Annotated in this window: 20 protein-coding genes and 1 tRNA gene; 15 read left to right on the top strand and 6 right to left on the bottom strand. The window is 59.5% G+C overall.

Annotated elements, in window-relative coordinates; all coding sequences use genetic code 11:
- Positions 1 to 35: 35 nt before the first annotated feature.
- The gene (locus EKH79_RS16280) at positions 36 to 935 is read right to left on the bottom strand and encodes a right-handed parallel beta-helix repeat-containing protein (RefSeq protein ID WP_126674871.1); all 900 of its coding nucleotides are present in this window, start codon (positions 933 to 935) and stop codon (positions 36 to 38) included.
- Between the two features lie 526 nt (positions 936 to 1,461).
- On the opposite strand from EKH79_RS16280, the gene EKH79_RS16285 reads away from it, so the two are divergent.
- The 3 genes from EKH79_RS16285 (at position 1,462) to EKH79_RS16295 (ending at position 4,650) form a co-directional block, all read left to right on the top strand.
- On the top strand, positions 1,462 to 1,833 hold the full coding sequence (locus EKH79_RS16285) for a BlaI/MecI/CopY family transcriptional regulator (RefSeq protein ID WP_126674872.1): 372 nt from the start codon (positions 1,462 to 1,464) through the stop codon (positions 1,831 to 1,833).
- Positions 1,820 to 3,535 (top strand): M56 family metallopeptidase, encoded by a 1,716-nt coding sequence (locus EKH79_RS16290; protein WP_126674873.1) that lies wholly within the window; start codon positions 1,820 to 1,822, stop codon positions 3,533 to 3,535. Before EKH79_RS16285 ends, EKH79_RS16290 begins: the two co-directional genes overlap by 14 nt.
- A 116-nt stretch (positions 3,536 to 3,651) precedes the next feature.
- Positions 3,652 to 4,650: an isoaspartyl peptidase/L-asparaginase family protein gene (locus EKH79_RS16295; protein WP_126675064.1), complete on the top strand. Its 999-nt coding sequence runs from the start codon at positions 3,652 to 3,654 to the stop codon at positions 4,648 to 4,650.
- A 9-nt stretch (positions 4,651 to 4,659) separates the two neighbouring features.
- Here the strand turns inward: EKH79_RS16295 and EKH79_RS16300 are convergent, their stop codons facing one another.
- From EKH79_RS16300 to EKH79_RS16310, 3 genes are all read right to left on the bottom strand, one after another.
- On the bottom strand, positions 4,660 to 5,247 hold the full coding sequence (locus EKH79_RS16300) for a response regulator transcription factor (RefSeq protein WP_126674874.1): 588 nt from the start codon (positions 5,245 to 5,247) through the stop codon (positions 4,660 to 4,662).
- 61 nt (positions 5,248 to 5,308) lie between these two features.
- Positions 5,309 to 6,586: an ATP-binding protein gene (locus EKH79_RS16305; protein ID WP_126674875.1), complete on the bottom strand. Its 1,278-nt coding sequence runs from the start codon at positions 6,584 to 6,586 to the stop codon at positions 5,309 to 5,311.
- Positions 6,587 to 6,640: 54 nt separating this feature from the next.
- Positions 6,641 to 8,188: a peptide MFS transporter gene (locus EKH79_RS16310; protein WP_126674876.1), complete on the bottom strand. Its 1,548-nt coding sequence runs from the start codon at positions 8,186 to 8,188 to the stop codon at positions 6,641 to 6,643.
- A gap of 246 nt (positions 8,189 to 8,434) precedes the next feature.
- Here EKH79_RS16310 and EKH79_RS16315 point away from each other — a divergent pair, with 246 nt between their 5' ends.
- The 4 genes from EKH79_RS16315 to EKH79_RS16330 all read left to right on the top strand — a co-directional run bounded on the left by EKH79_RS16315 (position 8,435) and on the right by EKH79_RS16330 (position 10,968).
- Entirely contained in the window at positions 8,435 to 8,809 is a 375-nt protein-coding gene (locus EKH79_RS16315; RefSeq protein WP_126674877.1) for a diacylglycerol kinase, read from the top strand.
- A gap of 117 nt (positions 8,810 to 8,926) precedes the next feature.
- On the top strand, positions 8,927 to 9,565 hold the full coding sequence (locus EKH79_RS16320) for a LemA family protein (protein WP_126674878.1): 639 nt from the start codon (positions 8,927 to 8,929) through the stop codon (positions 9,563 to 9,565).
- A gap of 1 nt (position 9,566) precedes the next feature.
- Entirely contained in the window at positions 9,567 to 10,463 is an 897-nt protein-coding gene (locus EKH79_RS16325) for a TPM domain-containing protein (protein WP_126674879.1), read from the top strand.
- A gap of 1 nt (position 10,464) precedes the next feature.
- Positions 10,465 to 10,968: a TPM domain-containing protein gene (locus EKH79_RS16330; protein ID WP_126674880.1), complete on the top strand. Its 504-nt coding sequence runs from the start codon at positions 10,465 to 10,467 to the stop codon at positions 10,966 to 10,968.
- On the opposite strand, the gene EKH79_RS16335 is transcribed toward EKH79_RS16330, so the two are convergent.
- The gene (locus tag EKH79_RS16335; RefSeq protein WP_126674881.1) at positions 10,969 to 11,511 is read right to left on the bottom strand and encodes a GspH/FimT family pseudopilin; all 543 of its coding nucleotides are present in this window, start codon (positions 11,509 to 11,511) and stop codon (positions 10,969 to 10,971) included.
- A gap of 124 nt (positions 11,512 to 11,635) precedes the next feature.
- Between EKH79_RS16335 and uvrB the strand changes: the two genes are divergently transcribed.
- The 3 genes from uvrB to EKH79_RS16350 all read left to right on the top strand — a co-directional run bounded on the left by uvrB (position 11,636) and on the right by EKH79_RS16350 (position 14,307).
- Positions 11,636 to 13,663, top strand: coding sequence for an excinuclease ABC subunit UvrB (uvrB, locus tag EKH79_RS16340; RefSeq protein WP_126674882.1), 2,028 nt, complete (start codon positions 11,636 to 11,638; stop codon positions 13,661 to 13,663).
- Between the two features lie 52 nt (positions 13,664 to 13,715).
- A tRNA-Val gene (locus EKH79_RS16345) sits at positions 13,716 to 13,790 on the top strand.
- Between the two features lie 64 nt (positions 13,791 to 13,854).
- The gene (locus tag EKH79_RS16350) at positions 13,855 to 14,307 is read left to right on the top strand and encodes a CopD family protein (protein WP_126674883.1); all 453 of its coding nucleotides are present in this window, start codon (positions 13,855 to 13,857) and stop codon (positions 14,305 to 14,307) included.
- Between the two features lie 144 nt (positions 14,308 to 14,451).
- Here the strand turns inward: EKH79_RS16350 and EKH79_RS16355 are convergent, their stop codons facing one another.
- The gene (locus tag EKH79_RS16355; protein WP_126674884.1) at positions 14,452 to 15,465 is read right to left on the bottom strand and encodes an NAD-dependent epimerase; all 1,014 of its coding nucleotides are present in this window, start codon (positions 15,463 to 15,465) and stop codon (positions 14,452 to 14,454) included.
- 338 nt (positions 15,466 to 15,803) lie between these two features.
- Between EKH79_RS16355 and thrS the strand changes: the two genes are divergently transcribed.
- The 5 genes from thrS to pheS all read left to right on the top strand — a co-directional run bounded on the left by thrS (position 15,804) and on the right by pheS (position 20,485).
- Positions 15,804 to 17,705 carry a threonine--tRNA ligase gene (thrS, locus tag EKH79_RS16360; protein WP_126674885.1) on the top strand — a complete coding sequence of 634 codons (1,902 nt, stop codon included), beginning with the start codon at positions 15,804 to 15,806 and terminating at the stop codon, positions 17,703 to 17,705.
- Between the two features lie 47 nt (positions 17,706 to 17,752).
- Positions 17,753 to 18,277, top strand: coding sequence for a translation initiation factor IF-3 (gene infC, locus EKH79_RS16365; RefSeq protein WP_325050620.1), 525 nt, complete (start codon positions 17,753 to 17,755; stop codon positions 18,275 to 18,277).
- 380 nt (positions 18,278 to 18,657) lie between these two features.
- Complete coding sequence (rpmI, locus tag EKH79_RS16370) at positions 18,658 to 18,855, top strand: 50S ribosomal protein L35 (protein ID WP_019467379.1); 198 nt, start codon at positions 18,658 to 18,660, stop codon at positions 18,853 to 18,855.
- Positions 18,856 to 18,871: 16 nt separating this feature from the next.
- On the top strand, positions 18,872 to 19,231 hold the full coding sequence (gene rplT / locus EKH79_RS16375) for a 50S ribosomal protein L20 (RefSeq protein WP_026635108.1): 360 nt from the start codon (positions 18,872 to 18,874) through the stop codon (positions 19,229 to 19,231).
- 258 nt (positions 19,232 to 19,489) lie between these two features.
- Positions 19,490 to 20,485: a phenylalanine--tRNA ligase subunit alpha gene (pheS, locus tag EKH79_RS16380; RefSeq protein ID WP_126674887.1), complete on the top strand. Its 996-nt coding sequence runs from the start codon at positions 19,490 to 19,492 to the stop codon at positions 20,483 to 20,485.
- Position 20,486: the final 1 nt, after the last annotated feature.

The following is a 20,486-nucleotide window of genomic DNA, read 5'->3' on the forward strand; positions in this document are numbered from 1 at the left end:
CCCATGGGCTTGTTTAAATCATCTGGATTTAATGCTTATTGCACGACTAGTTTAGTCGTAGGAGTACCCGGCGTAGAGTTACCCGCCATGCGGTTGTTGCCGCCCGACGCGAGGACGCCACCGCCAGACCCAATGCCAACGCCATTGTTAAAGAAGCCTACATCTGAAAAGCTGACCATCGCTCCGGACTTTGCATCGACCGCGGTGCCTTCTTCGGAGAACACACTGCTCTGCACGTCGATGCTGCCCGATTCGGCCAAAGCGCCATCGGTCGTGTTGTTCTGCAAGCTTGAGTGCGTTACATCGATGTGTCCGCGTCTTGTATCAAGCCCAACGGCTGCGCCTTGAATCGTGACGTTGTTCAAAAGGGCGGTCACGGGTGCAGGTCCTGAAGTGCCATCGACAAGCACGCCATCAGCGCCCCCAACCATCGTGGTGTCTTCCAGAACAACGTGGACCGCCGTCGACATGTTGAGCTCAACGTTTGCCTGGCTAAAGCCTTCAAAGGTGCAATGCTGAATAATCACATTGCCCGCGCTCAGAATGTCTACGCCATCCAGTCCCGGTGTTGGAGCGCCGATGCCGTTAAATGCCAAGTTGCGCAGGATCACGGTATCGGTAGACCCTGCCGCAACGGTAAAGCCATTTGTTCCGGCAACCAATACGCCAGCCAAATTACCGCCACCGTCGATAGTGATGGCCTTGGTAATGGTTAGCGCGCCAAAGCCACCCGGGTCCAATACATCGATTTCGCCGCTTGCGGCAGTTTTGGCAATGGCCCCTGCGAACGTCTTGCAAGGCGCAGTACGGCTGCATGGGTTGGCGTCGTCACCAACACCCGAGACCCAGGTTCGCGTTGCTTGTGCGTGGGCAGTCGTTGTGAAAACGACGGCCAGCACGAGTGTAGATAAAAGCAATTTCAAAAGTCGTTTCATCGCACTTCCCCTTATTGGCAAGAAACGTTAGCGCACACGATGCCTGACCCTGCAGCAGGTCCAATGAGCTTCACGACAGGCATCCCCCTTCGGTGCAGGAGCTCTGCACCGTCACTTTAAGAATAACCGAAATTATGTGACGAGCGTCACGTTAGAGTGCTTGCACGGCGTCGTCGCGCAGAACCGTTGCTTCTGGCTTTTCACGGCCATAAAAGCTGTCGCGACAAGGAGTTGGCGCCAGGGCTTGTCACGTCTTCGTCACGCTGAGGATGGCGGCGGTTCGTTGTCGGTCTTAACCGCAGATCGGCGTCGAACGGATGCTTGCCGTGCTGCGGTTCGGTGCGGAAGAGATGCAGAGAGCCCACGTATGCATTGGCCTGCTTCATGGCCACATACGCCGCGCAAGGCGTATCAGTACATTCTGGGGGCAACTGGCCGGCCCTATCTGCCATTGAGCACGAGCGCTTGACTTATAACGTTTACGTACGTAAACATAATTACGCTTACACATGTAAACGGTGGCGTCATGGCAATAAGCGAAGCGGAGGCGGTGATCATGGAAGTGCTGTGGCGGCAGGCGCCTCGTACCGCCGAGGAAATCCTCGCCGAGGTGGGCTCGCAGCAGGATTGGCAGGAAGGAACCGTCAAATCCCTGCTCAATCGCCTGCTGACCAAGAAAGCCGTGAAGGCCGAGCGTGAAGGGCGGCGCTATCTATACTCGCCGCGTCTGACGCGCGAGCAATACGTGTCGCAGGAAAGCAAAGGCTTGCTCGATCGATTGTTCGAAGGCCGCGTCGCGCCGCTGGTCGCGCACTTCTCCGAGCAGCGCAAATTGACGAAGAAAGACATCGCCGAGCTGCGCAAGCTGCTGGAGGAGCTTGACGATGAACAGCATTGATCATCTCGTGACGGCTTATTCCGAACGGGCGTGGTTTGGGTTGCTTGCTTTTACCGCAGCGATATTAGTTGTGCTGTTGCTGCGTAAACCGTGCCGGCGTTTGTTCGGACCGCTAAGTGCGTTCCAGCTATGGTTACTCCCAGCGGTGGCGATGCTTGTGAGTCAGCTGCCACATAAGGCGGCTCTGCAGTTTGTCGAGCTGTCGCAGGCTACACAGGCGTTCGCGCCTCCAAACGTGCTCATGCCAACGCATGGCGGCGCAACCCTGGATTGGCGCGAAATCGCGCTAACGATATGGATTGTTGGTGCACTGGTCAGGTCGTTTTCTTCCGGGCGGAAGCAGTCGCACTATCGCCGCCGCCTGAAGAATGCCGTTGCGCTTGACTTGGGCACATCAGAATGGCCCGTGGTGCAAGCGACAAATGCCGATGTTGGACCCGCGCTGGTGGGTACATGGAAAGCATGCATCGTGTTGCCCGCGGACTTTCAGAATCGCTATGACGCGACTGAGCGCGCATTGATTTTCGCTCATGAAACCATGCATGCGCGTCGACGCGACAATTGGTGGTCGCTGTTGGCGGAAATAGTCATCGCGGTATTTTGGTTTCATCCATTGGCGTGGCTTTCCCTGGTGGCATTTCATCACGATCAGGAATTGGCCTGCGATGCCGCTGTTCTGAGAGAACACAGTGCGCACCGCCGCGCTTACGCGAACGCCATGTTGAAAACGCAGGCCGGCGTTGTTCCGCTACCCGTCGGTTGCAGTTGGACCTCACGACATCCACTCACGGAGCGAATCAGCATGTTGAAGCAGCCCACGCCAGGAAATGTGATGCGTCGTATGTTTTACCTCGTCACCGGTGTTTTGACTTGTGCGGTTTCGCTTGCGGTTTACGCGGGGAGTTCGGGTGCGCCGACGGCTGTGCTGGCGAGTGAGTTGCAGCTCAATATGTCGGTAGCGTTTCATTCCGAGAATGCCAAGGAAACCATTAGCGACAAGGCGAACCTCGCGCTGTGCGTAAAGCCGGGTGAAAAGGGAATCATCAACGGCCACGGCTGGACATTGGATGCCATTGCCACGCCAGGAGCCGATGGCATCGACACACTTGTGAATGTGACGAATGCTCATGGTCAGCCCGTGGGAGCGCCGATCACCTTGAGGGGACAGCTCGGCGATCTGGTTTCAGGGAAAGGAGCGGCCAAGGATGACAATGGTTTCTACACACTGCAGTTGGCGACCGTGGCGGGATGTCCTGCGCGCGCCGGTGCTGTTGCAGCTCACGCAGGAAAAGTGAACGACACATCCGTACACGTTGTCGGAACAGCCCCTTCTTCAACCGAGTCTGGCGCTCTTTACACGCTCAACGTCAACGTTGCGTTCGATGACAAACCCGCGCAGACGCACATGAAGCTGTGCCTCAAGTCGGGCGAGCCATTAGAAGCCTCGCTAGCTAGCGGCATGAGCGATGGCGTGCCACCGTGGAAGGCGAGTTTCAGCGTCCATCCGGTCGACCAGGGATTGATGGAGATTCAAGGTTCGTTGCGTGGCGGCACACTAACTGCAGCAACGCACCCGGTCATCCAAACGAAACTTGGACAGCAGGCGACGGTGATGATCGGCAATCGAACGATGGCTGCACCCGGTCAGGCGGCCTCCGCGCAGACAATCAAAATCGATTTGCTGCCGACGGCAGGTTGTTGATGCCATACGGCTGAGCACGGCGGGGCGGGTGGGTATACTTCCACCACGTATCCAAGAGGTGCCACGTGAAGCCGTCCCGCCTGCTCGTTGCACTCGCCGCGCTAGGAACCGCCGCCATGGTTCATGCCACCACGCCGGTATTGATCATTCATGGCGGAGCAGGCGTCATCAAGCGCGACATGAGTCCGGCCAAGGAAAAGGCCGTGCGCGCTGCGATGACCAAGGCACTTGAAGATGGCTACGCGCAGTTGAAAGCGGGGAAGCCGGCGATGGATGCGGTAACCGCCGCAATCACCGTGCTGGAAGACGATCCCAACTTCAACGCGGGCCGCGGTTCGGTCTTCACGCACGATGGCAAGAACGAAATGGATGCTGCCGTGATGGATGGCGATACCTTGCGTGCGGGTTCCGTCGCCGCCGTTCATCGCGTGAAGAATCCGATTCTGCTGGCGCGTGCGGTCATGGAACATTCGCCGCATGTGATGCTGATCGGCGATGGCGCTGAAGAATTCGCGAAAGAGCAGGGCATCACGCTCGTCGACCCATCGTATTTCCGCACCGAAGAACGCTGGCAACAACTACAGAAAGCTTTGAAGGAAGACGGCGAAAAACAGCCGCACGCGGATCTCGAAACCGCCAGGCACTTCGGTACGGTGGGTGCGGTAGCGCTTGATGCGCAAGGGCATCTCGCCGCGGGCACGTCTACGGGCGGCATGACCGACAAACGCTGGGGCCGCGTGGGCGACTCGCCGATCATCGGCGCCGGCACGTATGCGAATGCGCAATGCGCCGTGTCGGGAACCGGTTGGGGCGAGTTCTACATTCGCACGGTGGCCGCGCACGAGATCTGCATGAAAGTGTCGATGCTCGGCGAACCATTGCAGCGCGCCGCAGCAGAAGTGATCAATCAGGAAATTCCGTCGATGGGTGGCAATGGCGGTGCCATTGCGCTCGACAACGACGGCAATATCGCGATGCCGTTCAATACCGACGGCATGTATCGCGGCTGGATCGGTGCGGACGGTGTGCCGCACGTGGCGATTTACGACAACGAACCCGATCCGTCGAACCAGCCACCTGCAGCGCCGTCGTCGGCATCCGCGCCGAACGAATGACGCGTCGGGTCAGGCTTCGCTTTCCGGACGCTCGCGCACGGGATGCTTGCTCAACTTGCGCTGCAGCGTGCGGCGATGCATGCCCAGGCGACGTGCCGTTTCCGAAATATTGCCGTCGCATTCGGTCAGCACGCGCTGGATGTGCTCCCACTCCAGACGACGCAATGCAAGCGGTGCTTCCGGTGCATCGACGACATCGTCGTCGCCATGATGAGGATTGTCGCCATCGAGCAGTGCACGTACCACGGCATCGGCATCGACCGGCTTGGAAAGATAATCGTGCGCGCCACGCTTGATCGCTTCCACCGCGGTGGCAATCGAGGCATAACCGGTGAGCAGCAGAATACGCATGTCCGGCACCAGCTCGTGCAGTTCCGGAATCAAGCGCAGCCCGTTTTCATCGCCAAGCTTCAAGTCGAGCACGCAATGGCGTGGCTGATGACGTCGTGCCAAGGCGCGTGCTTCATCCGCATGACTTGCCGTCAGGACTTCGAAACCGCGTGAGGTGAGGGCCCGGGACAGCACACGGACGAAGGTTGCGTCGTCATCCACGATCAAAAGTGGACGCGTGCCGGATGCTTGGGTGGGGTGAACCATGTTGCTACTTCCTGCCAAATCTGCCGCTCTATTCTGCCGGATATGCGAGCGGTGCGCTTGCTCAGTTTTCAGTGATGACCGCCAAGGGCAGGCGCAGACACATCTGCGCGCCGTTTTCTGTGCTGGTCGCGATCAACTCGCCAGCCAGTCGTTCGGCGGTCGCTTCAGCCAGTGCCAGCCCGATGCCCAGGCCGCTCAGCTTATCGCTCTTGCCGATGGACGCGGGCGCACCGGTCGATGTGAAGCCAGGGCCGAGATCGCGAACGATCCACTCCAGCCAATCGCCGTCGCGGCGCACTTCCAGCGTCACGCTGTTTGAATCGCGCAGGGCCGACGCATCGGCGGCGTTGTTGAGCAGATTGAGCAACGCATGACGCAAACCCGGCGGCGTGCTTAGCGTCGTGTTGTCGAGATCGCTCTGCACATGCAATTGGAGTTCCGCCTCGGGACGCAGGAGCTGGAAGCGTTCCACACAGCCGTGGATGAATGCCGACAAGGCAACACGCTCCGGTTCTTGCGATAGCTGCGCTTTACCGAATGCGACCATCTCGCGCAGGATGGTGCGGCAGCGATCGACCTGGCCTTCCAGCAGTTCCAGATCTTCATCCAGTACTCTGTCCGCCGCGTGTTCCCGGCGAAGTTCCGGCAGCAGCGTGCGCATGGTGGAAAGCGGTGTATTCAGTTCGTGTGCCGCCCCGGCCGCTTGGGTGGCGATGGCAAGAATGCCCTCGTCACGCAACGCGCGTTCGCGCACGCGTTGCACTTCCAGTTGCTGCGTACGCACTGCACGCGCCAGTCGATTGATGAAGAAGCCGAGCAGCAACGCCGTGATCAGGAAGTTCACGCCCATACCGGCGACGTGTAGCGAAAAACCGTTATCGTCCAGCGTGAACTGATTCATCGGTAGCGGCACATACCAGTGCAGCAGCACGGTATACGCAGCCACGGCGATGGCGGCCACGGCAAGCACGGCGCGTTCGGACAACGCCGCTGCACTCAATGCGATGGGCACCAGCAGCAACGTCACAAACGGATTGCTTGCGCCGCCGGTGAAATACAGCAGATAACCAAGCACTAGCGTATCAGCCGCGACATGGCACACCGTCTCCCACTCGCGCACCGGCCACGGTTGACTGATGCGCCACGCGGCAAAGACCGCGAACACTGCAAGCATGTCGATGCCGAGCAGCAGCGAAAGCGTGGGAATGTTGATTTGCATCCACCACGAACAGACCATTACGGCCATGCTTTGTCCGGCAATGGCGCACAAGCGCAGCCACGCAAGTGTGCGCGCCAGGGCGAAAGGTCCGATGCGTTGCTTTAAGGGGCGTTGCGGCATGGCTTGCCGATAGACAAGGCGACCCGCCACATTAAGCGGCGGGTCGCGGGTCGATCAAGGAGTATTGAATTCCTCGCTGCGCACGGCGGGCAGCGGGTCGTGGTTCGTCGCCGGATCGGAATGGCTGGCCGACAGGCGATTCATCAGCGGCAGTATCACGACCGCAATGGCCGTGCAGCCGATGCCGACGAAGCCAAGGACGTTGAACAGATGCGTGTAGATCGCGAGCGACTGCAGCGGATCGGTAATGTTGTCCGGAATATGCGCGATATTCGCCACCACGCTACCCAGGTATTGCGAGATGCCCACAGCGACGAAGTACGCACCCATCATGAAGCCGCCCATGCGCTCGGGCACATAGCGCGCGATCATCGCCAGCCCCAGGCCGCTGACCAGCAGCTCGCCGAGCGAATACAGGCCATAACCCCACACCATGATCCATGACGAGACTTGGCCATTCACCGCCCAGGTAGCGCCGAAGCCGTACATGAAGAAGCCCAGCGCGACGGCGCCAAATCCCCAAGCGAATTTCGTGGCGATGCCGGGATCTTTGCCGACGCGACCCAGCGAGTTGTAGATGAAAACCAACACGGGGCTCAGCACGACGATCCAGATCGCATTCAAGTTTTGGTATTGCTCGGGAATCCAGTCAAAGAGATGAAAGCCGAAGACATTGAATGACAGGTTGACGTTGCGCTGCGCGAACAAATTCAGCGACGTCGCCATCTGTGCGTAGAAAATGAAGAAGAAGATCGTTTGGACAGTCAGGACGAGCGCAGCGATCAAACCGGCGCGCTCACTGCGTTGGCTGCCAGCAATCAGATAAACAAAAATGCCGAGGATGAGTGCTCCGGCGATGTAAACGCACCACTTCGCAACCGTCTCGTTTTGCAGGATGAAGGCTGCAGCAAACACGGTGGCGGCACCGGCCAACAATACCGCAGCCAGTTTCTTGAAATTCACCGGGCTGCGATCAGCTGGCGAGCCGATATGCGACAGCGTGCGGCTCATGAACGAGTAATTGATCAAGCCTGCGATCAAGCCGATAGAGCATGCGCCGAAGGCGGTATGCCAGCCGGCCGAATCGCCGTAGATACCGGCGATGTAATTGCGAATCCACGGCGTCGCGGTCATCGAGATCATCGAGCCGATGTTCACCGCCATGTAGTAGATGGTGAACGCGCTATCGATGCGCGTTTCGTCACCTTCGTAGATCTTGCGGACCAGGTTGCCTGCGTTCGGCTTGAAGAAGCCGTTGCCGACCACGATCACGCCCAGCGCAAAATAGGTGGCATAGGCACTGTCGGACGGCATCCAGAGCAGGCCGTAACCCATCGCCAGAATGATCGCGCCCATCAGCATCGTGCGGCGCGTACCCAGCAGCTTGTCGCCCACCCAGCCGCCGATGGCCGGTGTCGCGTAGATCAGCGCTGCGGCGGCGCCCCACACCAGGTTGGCCTTCGTATCCATGAAGCCGAGCTTCTTCATCATGAAGGTGACCATCAGCACCTGCATGCCGTAGAAGCCGAAACGCTCCCACATCTCGATCAGGAAAACGGTGGTAAACGAACGGGTTTGAGAAGGGGTGTTCTGAGTCGCCATGAAATATTCCGAGCACGTGTACTGCGAGGCCGCGAGCGGTCTAGTTTTGTCCCGTCGGACGGGCACATTCGCCGAAGGGTAACCTATCCGTCATTCGGGCCACGTTGCATTGCGGCAAGCAAAATCCTGCAGGCGCCCTGCGGCGGTCCCGGCTTGTGGCATCATTGCGCGCCAGTTGCCGTCAGGGAGCGCCGCCCGCCATGCCGAAAAAAGCCGTGTCCCCTTTGCTGGCAGGCCGATCCATCCATGCCCGGTAGCGGATTCCGGGGCGACCCGCGCCAGCTCTGGCGCGCCTTCCGATGGTCGATGAGCGGCTTGCGCGCGGGTTGGCGGCACGAGGCGTCGTTCCGGCTCGAAGCCATGCTGACCGTTATCCTCGTTCCCGCCGGGCTATGGCTGGGGCACGGCGCACTGGAGAAGATCGCGCTGGTGTTTCCGATCATCCTGGTGCTGTCGGTGGAACTGCTCAATTCCGCGATCGAGGCGGTCGTGGACAAAGTCAGCCCCGAATTTCACGAACTCGCCGGCCGCGCGAAGGACATGGGCTCGGCCGCGGTGTTTCTGCTGTTGGTGCTTGTCATACTTTGCTGGGCCCTCGTTCTGGGACCGCGCTTTTTCTAGGTCTAACGTATTTTCAACGGCAGTTCCGTTGTTGCACCGTTGTGACGGCGCATGAGCGATTGCATCTATGCATGCCGGGTGCTGCAATGGCCACACGATGGCAAGGGAGCGCTCTAAATGAATACCGTACGCATTGCTGTACTTATGCTGTTGGTCATCATGTTGTCGGGCTGTGGCTACAACGCCATCCAGAAGCAGGATGAGGCGGTGAAGGCCCAATGGTCCGAAGTGCTCAATCAATATCAGCGCCGCGCTGATCTGGTGCCCAATCTGGTCAATACCGTCAAGGGCTATGCCCAGCACGAAGACAAGGTGTTCACCGAGGTGACCGAAGCGCGTGCACGCGTCGGCAATATCCAGATCAACGCGGACGATCCCGATTCGCTGGCGAAATTCCAGGCCGCGCAAGGTCAACTGACAGGTGCCCTGTCGCGCTTGATGGCGGTCAGTGAAAACTATCCGGATTTGAAAGCGAGTGGACTGTTCCAGAATCTGCAGGCGCAACTGGAAGGCACCGAGAATCGCATCACGGTGGCGCGCAATCGCTACATCCAGGGCGTGCAGCAATACAACACGTTGCTGCGTACGTTCCCGAACAATCTCACCGCGAAGATGTTTGGCTATCAGGTGAAGCCGAACTTCACGGTGGAGAACGAGGCGGTCATCTCCAAGCCGCCGACGGTCGATTTCGGCAATGGCACGCCTGCTCCTGCAGCGCAGCCCGCCATGCCGGCTCCGGCCACCTCGGCACACTGACATGACGATTCGGCGCATTGCGCGCCTGTGGCTGATCCTGGCGATAGCGCTGCTGTCGCCATGGACGCTGCATGCCGACGACACTCCCGCCGTACCGACGCTCACGCGTCACGTCACCGATCTCACCGGCACGCTGACGGCAGATCAGGTCAATCAGCTCGACGCGCAGCTCGCCATGCTGGAAAAGCAGAAGGGCGCGCAACTCGTGGTGCTGATGGTGGGCACGACGCAGCCGGATGATATCGACGATTATTCGCTGCAGGTCGCCGAGAAAAACAAAGTCGGCCGTAACGGCGTCGATGATGGCGTGCTGTTGTTTATCGCCAAAAACGATCGACAGGTGCGCATCGAAGTCGGATATGGACTGGAAGGCGCCATTCCCGATGCGGCATGTGCACGCATTATCCGCGAATACATCGCGCCGAAATTTCGCAACAACGACTACGCGGGCGGCATCAACGATGCGGTGGGCGCGCTCACGCAATTGATCAACGGCGAGCCGCTGCCGCCGCCGGTGCAGGACAACTACACGCAGCGCCACGGTCAGGATCTGCATGGTGTGTTCTTCTTCGCGATCTTCGCGGTGATTTTCCTGCGCGGCGCTTTTGGGCGTACCAGCGCCTTCGTGCGCGCGCCGCTCGGCGGCATCGTTGTCGGTGTTTTGCTGTGGGCACTGGCATCCGTCGGCATTGGCATTTTCGGCGGCCTGCTTGCCGGCCTCTTCATGTTGTTGCCGGGTGGCGCCGGGCGCTCCATTGGCGGCGGCGGCTGGGGTGGATTCGGCGGATTTGGTGGCGGTGGTGGTTTTGGAGGCGGCGGCTTCGGCGGCGGTGGCGGTGGTGGATTCAGCGGCGGTGGGGGCAGCTTCGGTGGCGGCGGCGCGTCGGGGGGCTGGTGACATGGCACGCATGCAGCGCTTGTTTGCCAATCTTTTCGACGGCTGGTTCCAGCTCCACAAACGCTTTTCGTCGGAAGTGCTCGACGACATGACCGATGCCATTTCGAAGGGCGAGCACACGCACTTGGGCGAAGTGCGTTTCGCGATCGAATCGCGTCTGCATATTCCGGATGTGTTGAACGGCCTGGACGCGCGAACGCGCGCGCATCAGGTATTCGGCATGCTGCGGGTGTGGGATACCGAGCATAACTGCGGCGTACTCATCTATCTGTTGATGGCCGAACACCGCATTGAAATCGTGGCCGATCGCGGTATCGCTCGCCGCGTCAAGGAAGACGAATGGGTAGCGGTATGCAACGCCATGCAGGAAAGTTTTGCTGCGGGGCAGTGGCGCGTCGGAGCGTTGCGCGGTATCTCCGACGTCAACGATTTGCTCGCCAGCCATTTTCCGAGTCACGGCAAAGCGCGGCCGGACGAATTGCCGGATCGTCCGGTGTTGCTCTAATCAATCCTCGTCAGCACATTTTTCAGCATCCGCTGCGGATGCCACGTCACCTCTGGCGCGGCCGAGCCGGGCAATCACCACCTTCAGTGCGCGATCGGTTTTGCCGCGTACGCAGAAATACAACGTCTGGTTGGAATTGGTGGTGCTTCCGTCGGGGTTGAATCGAATGACTTTCTTTTTGTCGCTGCCGAAAATGCGAAGTCGTTTGAAGTTCCTGCTGCCGACATAGAGCGGCTGCCCATCCAGCTCGCCTCCGCCTTTGTCGCGGCCCACCAGCCAGCCATGGGTCCAGTCGCTGTCGCTATTGCAGGTGAGTCCATCCGTGGTTGGACACAACACCACGCGCGTTTGCCCATTCACAGCGAGACCGCGCGCATGCTGCAAGGCTGCCAGGAAATCCGTTTGCGCCACGCGTAATTCGTGGCTGTCGAGCATCAGGCTGAAGGCCGGAATGGCGAATGCTGCCATCACAGCCAGCACGATCAGCACAACAATCTGTTCGATCAGGCCGAGGCCTGAGTGGGTTCTACGGAGGGGCAACATGCCATTCCTTGGCCAAATTCCGCGATGCTAGGCCCCTCAAGGTTGGGTGAACGTCGGCCACTGCTGACAGGTTCTGTCAGTACGCGGCATTTAAAATGCCTCCAGGCGCCCGCAGAGTAAGTCCATGACCGACCGCGACAGATTTGAACTCGTCTCCGACTACAAGCCTGCCGGCGATCAGCCCGAGGCCATTCGCAAGCTGGTGGACGGGTTCGAATCCGGGCTGGCGGCGCAGACACTGCTTGGCGTAACGGGCTCGGGCAAGACCTTCACCATCGCCAACATGATCCAGCAGGTGCAGCGCCCGACCATCGTGCTTGCGCCGAACAAGACGCTCGCTGCGCAGCTCTACGGGGAGTTCAAGGAGTTCTTTCCGAACAACGCGGTCGAGTACTTCGTCAGCTATTACGACTATTACCAGCCGGAAGCGTACGTCGTCGCGTCGGATACGTACATCGAGAAAGACGCGTCGATCAACGAACATATCGAACAGATGCGTCTGGCGGCCACCAAGGCACTCCTCTCGCGCAAGGACGCGTTGATTGTCGCGACCGTTTCGGCGATTTACGGCCTGGGCGATCCGGAAGATTATCTGTCGCTGCGTTTGATTCTCGCGCGTGGCGAGCACATTGATCAGCGCCAGTTGATTCGCCAGCTCACCGAATTGCAGTACACGCGCAACGAGATGGAATTGCGTCGCGGTACGTATCGTGTGCGTGGCGAGGTCATCGATGTGTTTCCGGCCGAATCGGAAACGGAGGCGCTACGCATCGAGTTGTTCGACGGCGACATCGAAAATCTCTCGCTGTTCGATCCGCTCACTGGTGAAACGATTCGCAAGGTGCCGCGCTACACGGTCTATCCGCGTACGCATTACGCGAGTACGCGCGAGAGCGTGTTGAACGCCATCGAAACGATCAAGGTCGAACTCAAGGAACGCCTTGAGGTGTTGTACAAGCAAAATCGTCTGGTGGAAGCGCAGCGCCTGGACCAGCGCACGCGTTTCGACGTGGAGATGATGGCCGAGGTCGGTTATTGCCAGGGTATCGAGAACTACTCGCGCCACCTGACGCGCCGCGAACCCGGCGAGCCACCGCCGACCTTGTTCGACTACTTGCCGGCAGATGCGTTGTTGGTGGTGGACGAATCGCACGTCACCGTGCCGCAGCTCGGCGCGATGTACAAAGGCGATCGATCGCGCAAGGAAACGCTGGTCGAATTCGGCTTTCGTTTGCCCTCAGCGATGGACAATCGTCCGCTTCGCTTCGATGAATTCGAGCGCCGCGTGCCGCGCACGGTTTATGTATCCGCCACGCCCAGAGCCTACGAGCTGGAAAAATCCGGCGATGCGGTAATTGAGTTGGTGGTGCGTCCCACGGGTCTTGTCGATCCGGAAGTGGAGGTGCGGCCGGTTCGCACACAGGTGGATGATCTGCTGGGCGAGGCGAAGAAGCGCGTCGCAATGGGTGATCGTGTCCTGGTTACTACGCTTACCAAGCGCATGGCGGAAAACCTCACCGAATATTTGAGCGAACACGACGTGAAAGTGCGTTACCTGCACTCGGACATCGAAACGGTCGAGCGCACCGAAATCATCCGCGATTTGCGTCTTGGCGAATTCGATGTGCTGGTGGGTATCAACCTGCTGCGCGAAGGCCTGGACATGCCGGAGGTGTCGCTGGTGGCGATTCTCGATGCCGACAAGGAAGGCTTCCTGCGCTCGACCGGCTCGTTGATCCAGACCATCGGCCGCGCGGCGCGCAACGTCCGCGGCCGGGCGATCCTCTACGCCGACGAGATCACACGCTCGATGAAGGCGGCGATGGACGAGACGCAGCGACGTCGCGAAAAGCAGCGCACCTACAATGAAGCCCATGGCATCACACCCAAATCGGTGGTTCGCCGCATCGCCGACATCATGGAGGGCGCGCGCAGCGAAGTTCCGGGGCGTGGCAAGGGCCGGTCACGCACCCGCGCAGCCGGGGTGACGGAGGCCGCCGCCGAGTACGCCGCGATGGATGTCGAGCAGGCCGCCGCCATGATCAAGCGGCTTGAGACGCAGATGTACAAGCACGCCCAGAACCTCGAGTTCGAGGAGGCCGCGCGCCTGCGCGACCAGATCCATCAGCTGCGCGAACGGGCTTTGCGGTAGGTGATCGGTTCCCGTATACTGCACGGCTCGCGCGGTCTGCCGGGCGAGCCACGGGCGGTTAGCTCAGCGGTAGAGCACTTCCTTGACATGGAAGGGGTCACAAGTTCGATCCTTGTACCGCCCACCAATTCCCGATAAAACGGCGTGCTTTACGGCACGCCGTTTTTCTTTGTGCGATTTCGGAGGCAGGCATGGTTTATCTGTGGGTGAAAACGTTCCATCTGCTGTTCGCCATCGCGTGGATGTCGGCGGTGTTCTATCTGCCGCGGATTCTGGTGAATATTGCCGAGGCCGGTGACGATGTGGCGGTGAGGGCGCGGTTGTACCTGATGGGGCGGCGGCTTTACCGGTTTGGTCACAGCCTGTTTGGGATTGCGTTTTTGTTGGGTCTCACGCTGTGGGAAGGCTGGCGGGTCTTTCCGCAGGCGCTGCCGAATGTGGTGGGGGCGATGCATTGGATCGACGCCAAGCTGACCCTGGTGGCGATTTTGCTGATTTATTTCATCTGGGCAGGGCGGTTGCTGAAGCGGAGCGAGCAGGGGGCGGCGACGTTGCCTTCCGCGCGTGCGTTGCGTTTGCTCAATGAGCTGCCGATACTCTTGCTGTTGGGCGTGCTGTTTTTTGTGCTCGCCAAGCCGTTCTGACAGCAACGTTCCAAATGCCCCACACCGTCATTCCGGCGCAGGCCGGAATCCAGTGGCCTTATCGCGGCGTTATCGCCACTAGATTCCGGCCTGCGCCGGAATGACGGTGGGGGAATGGGCTGTGAGGGAATGGAAGGGGCGTTGTTAGGATTCGACGTGGTGGTAATCGCGGTACCACTCGGCGAAACGCTTTACGCCGACCTCAATCGATGTGTTCGGCGCGTAACCAACATCTCGCCGCAACGCCGACACATCCGCCCACGTATCCGGCACATCACCAGGCTGCATGGGCAATAGCCGCTTCTCGACTGTTCGGCCAAGGTTCTGTTCCAGCAATTCGATAAATCGCATCAACTGCACCGGCTGATCGTTGCCGATGTTGTAAACGCGATATGGCGCATTCGACGTACCGGTATTCGGCAGCAGCGGATCATAGGCAGGATCCGGCCGCGCCACATGATCCAGCGTGCGAATCACACCTTCGACAATATCGTCGATATAAGTGAAATCGCGGCTGTGATTACCGTAGTTGAAAACGTCAATCGCCTCGCCGCGCACAATGCGATCGGCAAACAGAATCGGTGACATGTCCGGCCGTCCCCACGGACCGTAGACCGTGAAGAAACGCAGCCCCGTTGTCGGCAGGCCATAGAGATGGCTATACGTATGCGCCATCAACTCATTGGCTTTCTTCGTCGCTGCGTACAGGCTGACGGGATGATCCACCGCATCTTCCACCGCGAACGGCAATTTGCGATTCGCGCCGTACACCGAGCTGGATGATGCATAGACCAGATGCTCGACGTTGCCGTGGCGGCAGGCTTCGAGCACGTTGACGAAGCCGACGAGATTGCTCTGCACGTAGACCTGCGGATTCTTCAGCGAATAACGCACACCGGCCTGCGCGGCGAGATTCACGACACGCTGCGGTTTGAACTCTTCGAACGCCCGATTCACGGCAGCCGCATCGGCCAGGTCGGCACGAAGGTGGGTGTAGTTCGGGTGGGAAGCGAAGCGTGCCAGGCGCGCTTCCTTCAACGACGGATCGTAATAATCGTTGTGATTGTCGATGCCGAGCACCTCGTCGCCGCGAGCCAGAAGCCTTTCCGTGAGTGCAGCGCCAACAAAGCCGGCGGTGCCGGTGACGAGGATGCGCATCGACATGCTCCTGAAGGTAATCGGCCTATTCTATTTCCAACGCGGGCTGGCTGTTTTGCCTCCTGCCGCTCAATTGACACCGGCGGTGCGCTAAACTAACTTTTCGGTATCAACCTGCAGAGAGAAGGTGGCCCGCGCCCAGGCGCCGGCCGAGCGTGCGACATGGCTACTACGAACTTCCAACATTAAAACTCGCCACGCCTTATCTCCAAAAAGGGCGCATGGCGCCTTTATTTTTGCCCGTCGTCCAGGCGGGCGAGCGCAAAACCGGCCATCCCTGGCCGGACTCCTCAAAATAGGCACGTTTCTTTTTGAAGTGTGCAGAGTCAGGTAGTCATATGATCGAAATCACGCTCCCCGATGGCAGCAAACGCCCCTTCGACCATCCGGTGACGGTGCAGGACGTGGCCGCCTCCATTGGCGCCGGTCTGGCCAAAGCCACGCTGGCCGGCAAAGTCGACGGCAAGCTGGTCGATGCCAGCTTCCCCATCGACCACAATGCCCGCCTCGAAATCGTCACCGAGAAAAGCCCGGAGGCGCTGGAGATTCTTCGCCACTCCACGGCGCACTTGCTAGCGCAGGCCGTGCAGCGCCTGTATCCCGGCGCGCAGGTGACGATCGGTCCGGTGATCGACAACGGTTTTTATTACGACTTCGCGTATGAGCGCCCGTTTACGCCCGACGATCTGGTGAAGATCGAGGCGGAGATGGAAAAGATCGTCAAGGAACAGCTGCCGGTCACGCGCAGCGTGAAGTCGCGCGACGATGCGGTGAATTTCTTCCGTGGCATCGGCGAGGAGTACAAGGCCGAGATCATCGAAAGCATTCCTGCGAACGAAGACCTGTCGCTCTACACGCAGGGTGAATTCACGGATCTGTGCCGCGGCCCGCATGTGCCGAACACGGGCAAGCTGCGCGCGTTCAAGCTGATGAAAGTCGCCGGCGCGTATTGGCGTGGCGATTCCAACAACGCGATGCTTACGCGTATCTATGGCACGTCGTGGCTGAGCGACAAGGACCTCAAGGCCTATCTGCATCAGCTCGAAGAAGCCGAGAAGCGCGATCACCGCAAGATCGGCAAGGCGCTGGATCTGTTCCATCAGCAGGAAGAAGCGCCGGGCATGGTGTTCTGGCATCCGAACGGCTGGGCCATCTGGCAGGTCGTGGAGCAGTACGTGCGCAGCGTGTATCGCCAGAGCGGTTACCAGGAAGTGCGCGCGCCGCAGATTCTGGACGTGAGCCTGTGGAAGAAGTCCGGCCATTGGGACAACTACCAGGAAAACATGTTCTTCACGGAATCGGAAAAGCGCACGTATGCCGTGAAGCCAATGAACTGCCCAGGTCATGTGCAGATCTACAACACGAACCTGCATAGCTACCGCGATCTGCCGATCCGTTACGGCGAATTCGGCGGTTGTCATCGCAACGAACCGTCGGGTGCGTTGCACGGCATCATGCGCGTGCGTGCATTCACGCAGGACGATGGCCACATCTTTTGCACGGAAGAACAGATCGAATCCGAAGTCACCGCTTTCCATAAGCAGGCGATGAAGGTGTACGCCGACTTCGGTTTCGAAGACATTGCGTTGAAGATCGCGTTGCGCCCCGACAAGCGCATCGGCAGCGATGAGGTGTGGGATCGCGCCGAAGATGCTCTGCGCGCCGCGCTGCGTGCTGCGGGCGTGCAGTGGGAAGAGTTACCGGGCGAGGGCGCTTTCTACGGTCCGAAGATCGAGTACCACATGAAAGACTCCATCGGCCGCGCCTGGCAGGTCGGCACGATGCAGGTGGATTTCATGATGCCCGAGCGTCTTGGTGCCGAGTACGTCGACGAGCACAGCCAGCGCAAGCATCCGGTAATGCTGCATCGTGCGATCGTGGGTTCGATGGAACGCTTCATCGGCATTCTCATCGAGCACCACGCAGGCAATCTGCCGCCCTGGCTCGCGCCGGTGCAGGCGCAGGTTTTCAGCATTACGGACGCGCAGGGCGATTATGTGCGTCATGTGACGCAAACCCTTGTCGATAAAGGCTTCCGCGTGCAGGCCGATTTGCGCAACGAGAAGGTCGGCTATAAAATCCGCGAACATACGATGCAGAGAGTGCCCTACCTGCTTGTGGTCGGCGATCGCGAAAAGGAATCGGGCACTGTTTCCGTGCGTACTCGTTCGGGCGAAGATCTAGGCAGCATGCCGCTTGCCAGCTTCATCGAACGCCTGGAGGCCGAGACGCGGCGTTGATGCCGCTTCCGGCCTAACTTGTTGAAACTCTTCTGGAGGATAGTGGTATCGCCACCACAGAAACTAAGGGCAACCGTCGCAACCATGAGATCCGCGTACCGCGCGTACGTGTGATCGGACCGGATTCCGAACAGCTGGGCATCCTCACCCGCGACGAGGCGCTGAAAGCCGCCGAGGAAGCGGGGCTTGATCTGGTCGAGATCCAGCCGAACGGCGATCCGCCGGTCTGCCGCATCATGGACTACGGCAAGTTCAAGTTCGAAGCCCAGAAGAAGGCCCAGGCCGCCAAAAAGAAGCAAAAGCAGGTCGAGATCAAGGAAGTGAAGTTCCGTCCGGTTACGGATGTGGGCGACTACCAGATCAAGCTGCGCAACATGCTTCGCTTCCTTGAGGAAGGCGACAAGGTCAAGGTCACCATCCGCTTCCGCGGCCGCGAAATGTCGCACCAGGACCTCGGCCAGAACCTGGCCAAGAAGATCCAGGAAGACGTGGGCGAGAACGGCGTCATCGAGTCCTTCCCGCGTCTGGAAGGGCGCCAGATGGTGATGATGATCGGGCCCAAGAAGAAATAAGCCCGGATTCCCTTCTCCCTCCGGGAGAAGGTGCCCGTAGGGCGGATGAGGGTACGGTTTGGAGCCTAGGGCGTGAGTCGTCCGCCCGGGAGTGGTTCTTCCGCAAGTTCGTACCCTCACCCCAACCCCTCTCCTCGCTCCTCAAAGCCGGGGCCATCCATGGCCCCTCCCCGCGTGCCCGAGGGGAGAGGGCTTAAATACGGCGAGATTTTGGCTGGCGTTGGTCCAGCCCTTCACGTATACTTTCCAGTTCGACCCGCAAGGAAGGGTCGTGAACCGATCGTGGCAGGACGGAAAGCGTGGCCGAAGGGCCGCCGCCAGATCAGTCAGAAACCGGGTTGCTCTCGCGAAAAGAGCCATCCCCATCAAGGAGCATTCCCATGCCCAAGATCAAGACCAATCGCGCGGCTGCGAAGCGTTTTCGCAAAACCGCGTCCGGCAAGTTCAAGGCCGGCCATGCGTTCAAGTCGCACATTCTTACCAAGAAGTCGACCAAGCGTAAGCGCAATCTGCGCGCCACCAATCACGTCAAAGCATGCGACACCAAGGGTGTAGCACGCATGTTGCCGTATCTCTAAGGCGGAGGACTAAACCATGGCTCGTGTAAAGCGTGGCGTTACCGCCCGTCGTCGTCACAAAAAGATCATTGGCCGCGCGAAGGGTTATTACAACGCCCGTCGCAAAGTCTTCCGCGTTGCTAACCAGGCCGTCATCAAGGCCGGTCAGTACGCCTATATCGGCCGCAAGCAGAAGAAGCGTCAGTTCCGCGCGTTGTGGATCGTGCGTATCAATGCTGCTGCCCGTCAGTTCGGTCTGTCGTACAGCCGTCTGATCAATGGCCTGTCGAAGGCCGGCATCACGGTCGACCGCAAGGTGCTGGCTGACATCGCCGTGCACGACATCAAGGCGTTTGGGGCCATCGCAGAAAAGGCGAAGGCCAGTCTGGCCGCTTGATCGTCGAACGCTGACGAAATGATGTGAATCAAGCGGGGAGAAGGCCTAAAGCCTTCTCCCCGTTTTTGTTTGAGCTTCCGCTCTTCTCCCCTCTCCCTTTGGGAGAGGGGCAGGGGGTGAGGGTTCGGGCGAAGCGTGATGTGCAATCTTGCGCAAGTGTTGTTATCGCGCTCCGATCGCACCCTCACCCCAACCCCAACCCCTCTCCCAATGGGAGAGGGGCTATCCGAAAGCCGTGCATTTAACGGGACTGCATCGATGGAAGATCTAGATAACCGCGCTACACAAGCGCTGACGGAAATCGACAAAGCCGACACGCTCGATTCGCTCGACGCGTTGCGCGTCAGTCTTTTGGGCAAGAGTGGCATCATCACCGCGGCGTTGAAAACGCTCGGCTCGCTGTCGCCGGAAGAGAAGAAATCGCGCGGTGCGGAAGTCAATCGCGTCAAGGAACGCATTGCCGATGCACTGGCTGCGCGTAAGCAGACGCTGGAACAGGCGGAACTCGACCGCCGCCTCGCATCCGAAAAACTCGACATCACCCTGCCGGGACGCGATGGCGAGCGCGGCGGCATTCATCCGATTACCCGTGCACTTGAACGCATCTCGTCGATCTTCGCGCGCCTGGGTTATCAACGCGCCGACGGTCCGGAAATCGAAGACGACTGGCACAACTTCGAGGCGCTGAATTTCCCGCCGCACCATCCGGCGCGCGCCATGCACGACACTTTCTACTTCGGTGACGGCCGCTTGCTGCGCACGCATACGTCGCCCGTGCAAATTCGTTCGATGAAAGGCCGTCAACCGCCGATCCGCATCATTGCGCCCGGCAAGGTTTATCGCAGCGATTCGGATCAAACGCATTCGCCGATGTTCCATCAGATCGAAGGCTTGCTGGTGGACGAAACCTCCAGCTTCGCGGACCTGAAAGGCACGCTGGCCGAATTCATTCGCGCGTTCTTCGAGCGCGATTTCGAAATGCGCTTCCGCCCGAGTTACTTTCCTTTTACCGAGCCTTCGGCGGAAGTCGATATTCGCTGGGATGCGGAAGATGGTTCCACGCGCTGGCTGGAAGTGCTCGGCTGCGGCATGGTGCATCCGAACGTGCTGAAGAATTGCGGCATCGATCCGGAGCGTTACACCGGTTTCGCATTTGGTCTCGGCGTCGAGCGCTTTGCCATGCTGCGCTATGGCGTTTCCGACTTGCGCGCGTTCTTCGAGAACGATCTGCGCTTCCTCAAGCAATTCGCGTAAT

This window comes from Dyella dinghuensis (assembly GCF_003977615.1).
Taxonomy (GTDB): domain Bacteria; phylum Pseudomonadota; class Gammaproteobacteria; order Xanthomonadales; family Rhodanobacteraceae; genus Dyella_B; species Dyella_B dinghuensis.

What these genes read in the sequence shown, in the direction of transcription:
- EKH79_RS16280 (WP_126674871.1), bottom strand. Translation starts at nt 935, where the DNA reads ATGAAACGACTTTTGAAATTGCTTTTATCTACACTCGTGCTGGCCGTC.
- EKH79_RS16285 (WP_126674872.1), top strand. Translation starts at nt 1,462, where the DNA reads ATGGCAATAAGCGAAGCGGAGGCGGTGATCATGGAAGTGCTGTGGCGG.
- EKH79_RS16290 (WP_126674873.1), top strand. Translation starts at nt 1,820, where the DNA reads ATGAACAGCATTGATCATCTCGTGACGGCTTATTCCGAACGGGCGTGG.
- EKH79_RS16295 (WP_126675064.1), top strand. Translation starts at nt 3,652, where the DNA reads ATGGTTCATGCCACCACGCCGGTATTGATCATTCATGGCGGAGCAGGC.
- EKH79_RS16300 (WP_126674874.1), bottom strand. Translation starts at nt 5,247, where the DNA reads ATGGTTCACCCCACCCAAGCATCCGGCACGCGTCCACTTTTGATCGTG.
- EKH79_RS16305 (WP_126674875.1), bottom strand. Translation starts at nt 6,586, where the DNA reads ATGCCGCAACGCCCCTTAAAGCAACGCATCGGACCTTTCGCCCTGGCG.
- EKH79_RS16310 (WP_126674876.1), bottom strand. Translation starts at nt 8,188, where the DNA reads ATGGCGACTCAGAACACCCCTTCTCAAACCCGTTCGTTTACCACCGTT.
- EKH79_RS16315 (WP_126674877.1), top strand. Translation starts at nt 8,435, where the DNA reads ATGCCCGGTAGCGGATTCCGGGGCGACCCGCGCCAGCTCTGGCGCGCC.
- EKH79_RS16320 (WP_126674878.1), top strand. Translation starts at nt 8,927, where the DNA reads ATGAATACCGTACGCATTGCTGTACTTATGCTGTTGGTCATCATGTTG.
- EKH79_RS16325 (WP_126674879.1), top strand. Translation starts at nt 9,567, where the DNA reads ATGACGATTCGGCGCATTGCGCGCCTGTGGCTGATCCTGGCGATAGCG.
- EKH79_RS16330 (WP_126674880.1), top strand. Translation starts at nt 10,465, where the DNA reads ATGGCACGCATGCAGCGCTTGTTTGCCAATCTTTTCGACGGCTGGTTC.
- EKH79_RS16335 (WP_126674881.1), bottom strand. Translation starts at nt 11,511, where the DNA reads ATGTTGCCCCTCCGTAGAACCCACTCAGGCCTCGGCCTGATCGAACAG.
- uvrB (WP_126674882.1), top strand. Translation starts at nt 11,636, where the DNA reads ATGACCGACCGCGACAGATTTGAACTCGTCTCCGACTACAAGCCTGCC.
- EKH79_RS16350 (WP_126674883.1), top strand. Translation starts at nt 13,855, where the DNA reads ATGGTTTATCTGTGGGTGAAAACGTTCCATCTGCTGTTCGCCATCGCG.
- EKH79_RS16355 (WP_126674884.1), bottom strand. Translation starts at nt 15,465, where the DNA reads ATGCGCATCCTCGTCACCGGCACCGCCGGCTTTGTTGGCGCTGCACTC.
- thrS (WP_126674885.1), top strand. Translation starts at nt 15,804, where the DNA reads ATGATCGAAATCACGCTCCCCGATGGCAGCAAACGCCCCTTCGACCAT.
- rpmI (WP_019467379.1), top strand. Translation starts at nt 18,658, where the DNA reads ATGCCCAAGATCAAGACCAATCGCGCGGCTGCGAAGCGTTTTCGCAAA.
- rplT (WP_026635108.1), top strand. Translation starts at nt 18,872, where the DNA reads ATGGCTCGTGTAAAGCGTGGCGTTACCGCCCGTCGTCGTCACAAAAAG.
- pheS (WP_126674887.1), top strand. Translation starts at nt 19,490, where the DNA reads ATGGAAGATCTAGATAACCGCGCTACACAAGCGCTGACGGAAATCGAC.